General features: G+C 63.2%; 5 protein-coding genes and 1 pseudogene. 3 read left to right on the plus strand and 3 right to left on the minus strand.

Annotated features, from left to right (window positions below):
* Positions 1-67: 67 nt before the first annotated feature.
* Positions 68-493: pseudogene (locus AO398_RS21155) on the plus strand (IS630 family transposase); the annotation flags it as partial.
* A gap of 764 nt (positions 494-1,257) precedes the next feature.
* Here the strand turns inward: AO398_RS21155 and AO398_RS21160 are convergent.
* From AO398_RS21160 to AO398_RS21170, 3 genes are all read right to left on the minus strand, one after another.
* Positions 1,258-2,841, minus strand: coding sequence for an oligosaccharide flippase family protein (locus AO398_RS21160; protein ID WP_160329348.1), 1,584 nt, complete (start codon positions 2,839-2,841; stop codon positions 1,258-1,260).
* A gap of 610 nt (positions 2,842-3,451) precedes the next feature.
* Positions 3,452-4,330 carry a glycosyltransferase gene (locus AO398_RS21165; protein ID WP_058194170.1) on the minus strand — a complete coding sequence of 293 codons (879 nt, stop codon included), beginning with the start codon at positions 4,328-4,330 and terminating at the stop codon, positions 3,452-3,454.
* Between the two features lie 402 nt (positions 4,331-4,732).
* A complete protein-coding gene (locus AO398_RS21170; protein ID WP_152997592.1) occupies positions 4,733-5,209 on the minus strand; it encodes a hypothetical protein in 477 nt (158 codons plus the stop codon).
* Positions 5,210-7,319: 2,110 nt separating this feature from the next.
* Here AO398_RS21170 and AO398_RS27700 point away from each other — a divergent pair.
* Positions 7,320-8,237, plus strand: coding sequence for a glycoside hydrolase family 16 protein (locus tag AO398_RS27700; RefSeq protein ID WP_152997593.1), 918 nt, complete (start codon positions 7,320-7,322; stop codon positions 8,235-8,237).
* Positions 8,238-8,623: 386 nt separating this feature from the next.
* Positions 8,624-9,946: an IS701 family transposase gene (locus tag AO398_RS21185; RefSeq protein ID WP_058194174.1), complete on the plus strand. Its 1,323-nt coding sequence runs from the start codon at positions 8,624-8,626 to the stop codon at positions 9,944-9,946.
* Positions 9,947-10,149: the final 203 nt, after the last annotated feature.

Here is a 10,149-nt window from a genome sequence, read left to right on the forward strand (position 1 = left end):
GGACGCCTCCCTGTGGTGGCTCTCAACACCACCATCCTGGCACGTCGATGCCGTCGGGGGGCGTCCACCCCATCATTACAAGACCACCACCGTCACCGCCGCCCTGCGCACCAGCGGCTTGGTCGCCACCACCCTGTTCGACGGCGCCACCAACGGCGCGCGCTTCCGCGCCTACGTCACCGACACCCTGGTCCCGGTGCTGAAGCCGGGTGACACCGTCATCCTCGACAACCTGCAATCCCACAAGGTCGTCGGCGTGCGCGAAGCCATCGAGGCGGCCGGCGCGCGGCTCCTCTACCTCCCGACCTACTCGCCCGACTTCAACCCGATCGAGCAGGCCTTCTCAAAGCTTAAGGCGCTGCTGCGCACCGCCGCTGCCCGAACCGTCCCAGATCTTTGGGCAGCCATCGCCCGGGCCTTCGCAGCCTCCACTCCAGCGGAATGCTGCAACTACATCGCCGCCGCCGGATACGACGCTTATGACCCAACCTAAACGACAACAGCTCTAGTCATGGAACCATTGCTAGACTCAGGAGTACTTAATTGTTTTACAGCGGCGTGGAAGATCTTGCTGCCTCTGTCGCCCGGTGTTGAAGTAGCTTCGGTCAGTTTAGGACCATACCTTTGAGTTCCTAGTCCCGAGCACTGACCGGTTTCGGCATCGTATTTAAGTGACGCGGAGCACCGCCGGGGGCTGCGGCCGAGACGTCGGGCTGGGCGCATTTTGGCGGGGATAATGCCGTCTCAGGATGGTATTCCTCGGGCGCATCGAGAATGGCAGGTCGAGATCTTAAGCGCCGTCAGTTCGGCGTTTACGTCCGGCGGCAGTGATGGAACGGTGCTCCCAAGCGCTGGGGAGACCGTCGAGCGAGTCGCGCGCCAGCTGTGGCGCAGGACGTGGCCCGCGCTATCCGGCGCGCATCGAAGTAAGCTCGTCCAGAATTGGCCGCTGATGGGCGAGCCCCAGGCATTTGGGTCAAGTTGCGCAGTGGCCGCTGGGGGTGATCGTCGCTTCGCGACCATCACGTCAGGCCAACTCGATCCCGATAACCGTCGTGGCGCAATCCGCGACGTCAAGGAGCAATCACACGAGCCGCGTCACCGACAAGCCGTTATCGGCTTCGCGCCAAGTGGGTGCCACCACGAACTCGCCGCCGGCGGCCTCAAGACGCGCGGGCGATACCCGTCGATCAGGCGCTGGTCTTGATCCCGCCGCGGTGTGGTGCCGGTTCCCGCATTGTGGAGCGCATTAAGGATCTAACTGCGCAGCCGGGAGATCATCGCGAGGACATTGCGCAGTTCGCTCCACGCGGCAGGCGCGAAAACCGCGACGAGCATTGCGTAGAGGCTGCACCCCACGGAGGTGCAGACCGCCGCGGCCGCGATGGGGGCGGAAAACGGCAGGGATGCAACGTAACCAAGACCGAACGCAATGCCGGACAACAGCGTTGGAAGGACGTAGAGCGGGATGATATCCCGCGGGGCTAGATTGAGGCGGCGCAGCGTGACGCACACGAAGATCGGCTGCGTGATGAGATAGAAGGCACCGACCGCCACGGCGGTTCCGGTCGCGCCCCCTAGCCATGCTCCTGGGGTGATAAGCAGGAAGAATACCGGCGTCTGAATCAGCGTGTAGTGCATGATCCGGCGAAACTCGCCGCGCGAGCGCAGAAGCGTTTCGGCGATCCACGATAGTGCGTCGAACGCGAGACCCACGCTCAGGATCTGCACGATTGGGATCGACGGCGCCCATTCCTGGCTGAAGAACAAGGTCATCACCGACGGGGCGACGGCGCTCTGCAGAAATGCCAGCGGCATTACCAAAAACGACAAGTTGGTCGCGGCCCTCAGCGTCGCGCTGCGCTGCCGGTCGAGATCTTTGTTCATCCGTGTGAAGACTGGGAACAGGACGTTGGCAAAATTACCCGCCAGGACCCAGAGCGGTTGCGCCGACAGACGGAAGGCGAAGTAGTAGATGCCTACGACGCTCTTATCTGCGATCAGCCCCAATATCAGGTAACCGCCCTGAGCGATCAGGGCGATGAGCATCCGTGTGACCGAGGACGACGAGGCGTTTCGGAACAGGAAGCGCCATCGTTTGACCCGCGGCTTGAGCGGGATCGAGCCAATGATGATCCAGTAGATGACCGCCCGAACTGTGACCAGCACGGGCAGGGGGATGACAAGGCTCCAGGCGCCGCAGCCGGCCCACGCCAAGCCGACGGTCATAAGAACCTGCGCGGCGAGTTCGATGCCCGTGTAGAGGGCGAGCAAACTGAAGCGGAGCTGAGCCCGCAGGATTGTCGCCGGCACAGTCGAGAGTGCGCCGATCGGCATCTGAATCGCGATCAAACATGTCAGACCGACGATGTTTGGGGCATCGTAGATATGGGCGAAGATCGGCGAGACGGCGGCCACGATGATCGCGGCGCCTGTGGACAGCGCCAAGCTGATCCAGAACAAGGATCCTGCCCAGAGTTGTAGCGCGTGCCGACGTTGCAGGATGACGTCGTCGAGGCCGATATTCACGGCGGCCGTCGCGACGGCTGTGATCGAGTAGGTCAATCCCACGAGCCCGAAATCGGCGGGCTTCAAAAATAGTACGAGGAGCAGCTGATTGAGCAGGCTCAGCACCCGCGCGACTGCATTCTGAGCCAGCGAGGACATAAGTCCGCCGATCACGCGCCGCCCGAGACCGACCGTCCGCGGACCGCCCGGCGGCTGTGGGACCTCTCGCATTAGCGGCTCATTCGGCTCAGACGCCTGTGTTGGTTCGGCGATCGGTCCGGGCTCAGCCTCGCGGTTGCATCCCTGATCCTCGTCGGTGGTCGTCTCCGCCAAAACGCACCTTTCTCCGCCGACGCCGCGCCACCACTCACGACCCCGGCAAATGGTGCGCATCCGCGCCAGACGAAGGCCCTAGATGCCTCGCCCAAGCCTAGGCCGGAGAGATCATGCTGGCAGGGTCGAACGACCGCAACAAGCGCGTAGCCGACAGGTAAATAGAGGTCAACGGTGCAACTGCCCGCCGCCCCTGCGGCAGGATCGGGCGATCGGACGACCCGCGCGCGCCCGGTCTTGATGTTGCACACGCGGCTGTTGCCTCAGAGATGGTGCGACACAGCACAGATTTCACCCTTTGGAATCGCCGCGTGCCGTGGGCGGACGCTGGATCGATCGGCAGACGCGCGGCGGCGCAATCGACGATTGTAGGCGCCGCCGTCACGCGCGGCACCAATCGCCCGCGCAGTCCGGACCTGACGCCCGCGCACGCCACCAGCCGGCAATGCGACCGGCCCCGCCGTGTCGATCGGATCCGGCGTCGGCCCGAAGGGGTGGTCGGGCCAGCTGGATATACCTGACCGACGGCGCGAGGATCGCGACGAATCCGCAAGTGCGCATCGCGCCGCGGAAGATCGCCTCGGACCCTCGGCGCCAGCGGGCCATTCACTCACAGACGCAGGACTTTCTCGGGTTCGAGACGCCCCCTCAGGACGTCAAAGACGGCGAGAGCGTTGCCCTTCAGCCGTCCCAACCTATCCTCGCCGTCCTTTAGAAAGACCGTTTTGACGGCGTTGGCGAGGATATTCTTAGCTATGTGGCCCACCGCCTTTGTGAGGGTCATGTTGCTTTTCCGGTGAAGATAAAGCGGATTGACGACTTGAGAGTAACCCAGCCGGATTCCGGGCACACGGCCGCCTCTGAACCCAAGATGGATCCCGCACGCAGTGTTCAGTCGAACGACCCTACCGCGTCGGGCCACCTGTGCGCCGAAATCCCGGTCCTCCTGCCATCCGTAGAGCACCAATCGCTCGTCGAATGCCAAGCCAGTCAAGGAAGTCCGTCGGAACGCCATGTTGCAGCCGTAAGGGCTGAAGCTCTCCACCAGCGTCGGTTTGGTCGTATCCAAGCTGATCGCGCGCAGCCGTCGAAGCGCATCGTCGAACGCAATGGCCTTGCCGTTGATCCCATCCGCAATGACTTCGCCGGTCGCCCCGGCGACGCCGGCGTCCGTTGTAAACATACCGACCATCGCCTTCACGTAGTCGCCATGCGCGACGAAATCATCGTCGAAAAAGATTACCAGATCCGTGTCGGCCGGCAGATTGGCCAGCGCGTTATTGCGCTGCTTCGTCAGTCCGGCCGGTCCGTAGAGAACGTGCACATCGTCGGCCGACAGGTCGTGCGGGACGTCATCCTGTGAATGGCAGGCGATGAGGATCTTCTCGATCGGGTAGCTCTGGTCCTTCAACGACGCGAGGCATCTCGCTACGACGCTTGGACGCCCCTTGGTCGCGATCGCCACGGCCACCCGGAAAGTGCTCATCATCGGTCACTCGTTCCCATCAGTTGGAACCCCTAGCACTGGCAGCCTGACGGCGGCAGAGACTTTACAAAGGTTGAATTACCGGCATCCACAATCTGGCGTTCGTTGCAGATGGCTGACAGGGGGTACGCCGTGCCGCAACATCGCTGCTGGCTCGAGCGCGAAGCCGGCGCTGCTCTGAGTTGCGACTCAACCAGCGATGGCCGCTGACCTCAGGGCCGTACGTCGATTGAGTGTCGCGCGTGCGTGAAGCCGTCATAATCGTCGCGCCGTGTCATCGGGCGGACGGCCACTCCGGGATCGTTCCGACCGGCGCGCACCCTGGGGTTTGCGAGGCTCTGCAGCGCTTCTGCGGGGCGCTAAACGTCCGGCGGGCACCCGCCCGGGCCGAACCGCTGCCGGCGATCATTGCTGGGGGAACGTTACGACGATCTCGACGTCGTCGGCGCCCATCCCGAACGGGGTGTGGGCTAGACCGCTTGTGTAGATCTTCGGTTCACGGTCGCGCCGAAGATTGAACGGTATGCCGGCGGTGCCGAACGCCCGAACGGCTCGTTCCTGGGACGAAGTCAGACCGTGATTGTTGCCCCTGATCAGGATCCCTGACCTCGGTTTGGTAGAGATACCGAGCATGATCCCCGACGACACGTTCCAACCAGCATCGCTGAGGGCGTCCTGGAGCTGGACGCCGAGCGGCTGCGTTTGAATGTCGACGCCGTTGTAATCGATCGAGACGTTGTCCGGATGGGCTCTCAATCCGCGTGTAAGGACTTTTGCCGCCTCAGCGCTGATTGGCGCGTTTCGCAGACCCTTGCGCGACTCATTTGGCTGCGATCCCTGCCCCAGCTGACGTGGCGGCTGCACCACCGTAACCCGTGGCAAGAGCCGCTCGTCGGAAGGGGCCGACGGCTCGGACTTGCCTAGATTTTGTCCGGCGGCCTGATCGGCCGAGCTTCCCTCCGCGCGGGACGGCTCCGTGCTCCCGGAGGACGCCAGCTCAGGTTGCTTAGGGTTCGATTTTGCGATCGCAGCATCCCGTCTGTGCGTCAGAGCCGAGCCTGCCGCTGCCAATCCCAGCAACATCATCGCGGAAGGTGGCTACGAGTGACCAGAGTAAGATACGATCCCAGGCACCGCTACCGAGTCCGATGAAGACAGCTGAAGACGCCCCCTCGGCGTCAGCTATCTGGTCGGCCTCATTTGATCTGACGCCAGTCATGATGCTCATCTGCAAAATCACCGCGGAGCACAGAAATCCCAGCTTATACCGGATTGTGGACTTGCTATGTGGGATCATGGTCAAAAGCGAGCGCTTAAGCGTGTTGATTTATGCAGCGAAGGCAAACGGAGACCCCTTATAATTAGTTGGTTAATGCGTCGCTGCGCGCTTCGTGCCGTGCGGGTAAGTTAGATACGTCGCGGCGGTATCGCGAGGTTCTGGCACAGTCGCATACCTGTCCAGTATTACGGCCACACGTGCCCCGTCCCACGAGCGATCCGTCATACGCCGACCGGGCGAAGAAGGGAGTGACCCGGACGCTGGATTGGCGCGTGCATGCTGACGCCACCGCCGATGGTCGTGGAGGCGCGCCGACATGAAAAGCCTGTCGAGTCACGTGCTCGGGCGAGGCGTGATGATATCACGGGCCGCTTCGGTCTCGCTGATCGGGCTGTCGGTCCTGGCGGGGGCAGGATACGACTCCAGGTCGGCGGCCACAGTGGAATTAGTCCAGCGGCAGCTGCGTCCGGCCGCGCTGCGCGTGGGTACCCAGGGTGCTGCCCCGCACAAGTCAGCGTGACGCTGCGGCGAGCGCCTCTGGCTCGGGATCGAGGTCGACAGCGCTGCGGCCGAGATCCATGCGGATCAAGTAGTCCACTTCGGCATGGCTTACGACGATGGGCCGCCCGCGGCCTCGCCGCATTCGGTCGGTGAACGCGCCCGCGCTAGCGATGCTAACAGGCAGCCTCCTGCTCCGAACCATCGGGTCCGACCGACCCGGCGCACCCGGGTTCAAGGACAGATCTAGGACCGATCTGAGGCGCTGGCAGCCCGGTTGCAACGCGACAAGGTTGCTGAACAGGACTATTCTATAATTAATCGGCGGTGATCGTTACTGATAGGCCCACGGGCGCAGGTAGAGGGACATGAGCATCCAGCGCTGGTCGACGGGCCCTTCCCGGGGGCCGGCCCCTCCTCAATGGGGCGTGCCAGCGCCCATCGCTGCGCCGCATCCAGCTTGGGCCAGTTGCTTGGTGCCGTGCGGCCGATCAGCCCCGCCGGACTGTCTGCGATAAAGGCCGGCACCCAGTTGTGCAACGTCTGCAAGCCCACCGCGCGATCCGAACCGAAACCCCCCCTGTGGCTGCTGCCGGCATCGTCCGCAGTTAACGCCAAAAGCAGGCGGTTCTGGCCGGCGTCCCAGCACGCCCGAGCCAATCACTAAAGATCGTCGGTACCAAAATTCTCGCGACGGGACACGGCAGTGCACAGGGCAAACGCTCCTGGTTCGCCCCATCGCATTACAGCTGCCGCGCTGCAAAAACCCCGTGAGGTCTCGTCACCGTTGATTGAGATAGGGAAGAGCCTCGGCGGGCGTTCGAGAGTCTTCGGAACTGGACTTTCGCCAAACCGCCGCCCCGACGAGACCGGACCGCGCGCCCTATGACCTCAAATGCGCGTCACAGCGTGTGGGTCGCAGTGCCGGCCGGAGACGTGTTCGGGCGATACGTCAGATCGGCATGGCGGCGAACTCCGACGGGTCAGGTGGTGCCCACCGAGAGAACGGGTGGGTCTCGACCTATCTACCCAGAGCCGTCCGGCTCGGTCGCGAGCCTTCGGCAAAAGCGGCTGACGTTGCCGTTCGTCATGCGCGCCGGACCGAGGCGCGATCCGGGCGCAAGTTGGCGGGGCGTTCAACGACCGGTACCCTACGCATAGGCCCAGATCTGCGGCATTGATGTGCCCGACTCTGCGTTTATAAGGAGCCACCCATTGAGCGCGACCATAATGAAGAGACTGATCTTTGCCATTCTGGCCGCCTCGATTGCGCAATCGGCGCCTCTGGCTGCGGATCAGGCTACGTCGACGAGCGCGCTCGTACCATCCGCTGCTGTGGGCATGAGACTGATCTTCCGGGACGAGTTCGACGCACCGCTGGACCCGACAAAATGGTACTTCGGTCCCAAGCCGGACGGCGGCCAGTGGGGCGGCGCGCATTTCGTTGGTAGGGACGAGCCGCAATTTAGCGACGTGTATCGGGTTCACGACGGTGTGCTGCGCATTCGCGCTCACCACGATCTGAATTATCGCGATCCCGAGAATTGGGGATGGAAGGAACCGGGCCCGAAAAACCCTATGCCCAATGATCAGGCTTGGAAGCCCGGTCGCACATGGTACTCAGGGCAACTCTCGTTGGCTTTCCCGGACGGACATGCCACGGCTGCCGTGCGGAAAGGCTATTTCGAAGTCCGCGCCAAGCTCCCCAGCACCCCAGGCGCGTGGTCAGCTCCGCTCTGGCTCCTCAACGTGCCGTCAATCAAGGAGCAGAAATCGTCGGTCGAGATCGATATCGAAGCCTACGGGGCTTTCCCGACACATTGGAATCCGTCGATCCACAACTGGGGGCCGGGCGGAGACCCGCATGCTTTCCTCACAGGCGACTTGACGGTCGGCGATATCACGACGGATTATCACACCTATGGCATTCAGATTACCGAGACGGAGGTGGTCTGGTATTTCGATGACAAAGAGGTGTTCCGCAGACCGCTGTACCGCGCCGCTGACCCGACGTTGGGGAAGTTCTTCGCCATCGTGGACCTCGCGATCTCCTATGATTGGCCGGTGCATATTCCGCCGAGCGGTTATATCGACCTGTTGATCGACCGGATCTCCGTCTACTCAGCCGACTGATCTCAGGTCGCGCCGATGCGACCGCAACGCGGCGACGGGGTGCCCGGATGCCGCCAAGATCGAGCACAGCCGGCGTATCAGTACCACGCGGTCACCCTCGTTAACTATCGACCACGAGCGCAAAGCGAAGCGGAACGCCTCGAGGCCGATCGCCCGCGATCACGCTGGACCGCGAACGTCGCGACGACATGGTTTCCCGCAAATCGGCGATTATCGCCGGGGCAGCCTGATGCGGGCGAAGCGTTCATTGCCGAACACCAAGTTACTCCGGCATGGTGCAGGCCTCCGCCCCCGACATCGAGTCCGAATGCGACTCAGCCCTAACACTACTGTGTCATAAGATTTTGGAGTAGGAATGGTGATTCGATCTCGTGATGGATTGAGGCATGGATCGCTCAAACTCACCGTTGGCTGCCGACCAACTGCGTTTCGCGGCCTATCTGGAAGCCTTGTCGGGTACCCTTGGCCATGCTGATCGGATCGCCCCGCTGAAGGCCTACTGCACGGCTCTCCTTCTACCAGGTGCTCGCAAGAGCATCGAGCCGTTGGCGGCCCGGATCGCGCCGGCGCGTGTCCAGGCCACCCATCAGGCGCTGCATCACTTCGTGGCCAAGGGCGAATGGTCGGACGAGGCTTTGCTGGCCCAGGTACGCAGCGAAGTCTTGCCTTTGATCGAGCGTCACGATTCGATCCAGGCCTGGATCGTTGACGATACGGGCTTTCCTAAGAAAGGCCGCTACTCGGTCGGGGTGGGACGGCAATACTGCGGTCAGATCGGCAAGCAGGACAACTGTCAGGTTGCCGTGACCCTCTCGGTGGCCAACACCCAGGCCAGCCTGCCGGTAGCCTATCGCCTCTACCTGCCGGAAGCCTGGGCCTATGATGCCGAGCGGCGCAGCAAGGCCGGCGTGCCCGAGGATATCAGCTTTCGGACCAAGCCAGAGATCGCGCTGGATCAGATCCGAGCAGCCTTGGCCCATGGGGTACCATCCGGCCTCGTTCTGGCAGATGCCGGATACGGGATCGACACGGCCTTCCGCACGGCGCTGACGGCTTTGGGCTTGTCCTACAGTGTGGGTGTTCAGTCCTCGACGAGCCTGTGGCCTCCCGGAACGGCACCGCTGCCGCCCAAACCTTGGAGCGGACGCGGGCGCCCACCCACCCGGGTGCGACGGAGCCCTGAGCAAAAGCCACTCTCGGCAGAGAAGCTGGCTCGGTCTCTGCCGGAGACCGCTTGGCAGCACGTCACATGGCGCGCTGGCACGAACGGTGTGCTGACCTCGCGCTTTGCGGCCGTGCGGGCGCGCCCGGCGCATCGAGATGAGCTTCGACACGAGCCACGTCCCGAGGAGTGGTTCCTGATCGAGTGGCCGGACGGCGAGGAGACGCCAACCAAGTACTGGCTCTCGACCCTGCCGGCAGACACGTCCCTGGCCGAGTTGGTCGGCCGAACGAAGCTGCGCTGGCGCAGCGAGCGAGATTACCAAGAGCTCAAACAGGAGATTGGGCTCGGCCACTACGAGGGGCGAAGCTGGCGCGGCTTCCATCATCACGCCAGCCTATGCATCGCGGCCTACGGCTTCCTGGTCTCCGAGCGGGGCCGCTTTCCCCCCTCAGCCCCAGAGTTCACCGAGCGGAAAGCGCTTGCCCTACCCGCCGGTTACAGACCCCGCGGTACCCCCGATCCGGCCCGAGCGACACGTGCCTGACTCCATCGCGACCTTGCGCCTGAAGCTGGCATTGGCACTCGCTCGAACCCTGCAACGATGTCCCTGCTGCCAACAGAACTTTATGACACAGTAGTACTAAGAGCCCGTCCGAAAATGGTCTGAGGCGGGGTTGAGTGGCCGGGATGACGATGCTTCCAGGAGGGTGCTGAAGCCTGACCTGGAAGCGCCATGTGGACCCCGAC

Source organism: Methylobacterium sp. GXS13 (genome assembly GCF_001455965.1).
In the GTDB taxonomy this organism is placed as follows: Bacteria; Pseudomonadota; Alphaproteobacteria; order Rhizobiales; family Beijerinckiaceae; genus Methylobacterium.

Bases quoted from the DNA above. Each gene is read 5' to 3' on its own strand.
- AO398_RS21165 (WP_058194170.1), bottom strand. From the start codon at position 4,330: ATGATGAGCACTTTCCGGGTGGCCGTGGCGATCGCGACCAAGGGGCGT.
- AO398_RS21185 (WP_058194174.1), top strand. From the start codon at position 8,624: ATGGATCGCTCAAACTCACCGTTGGCTGCCGACCAACTGCGTTTCGCG.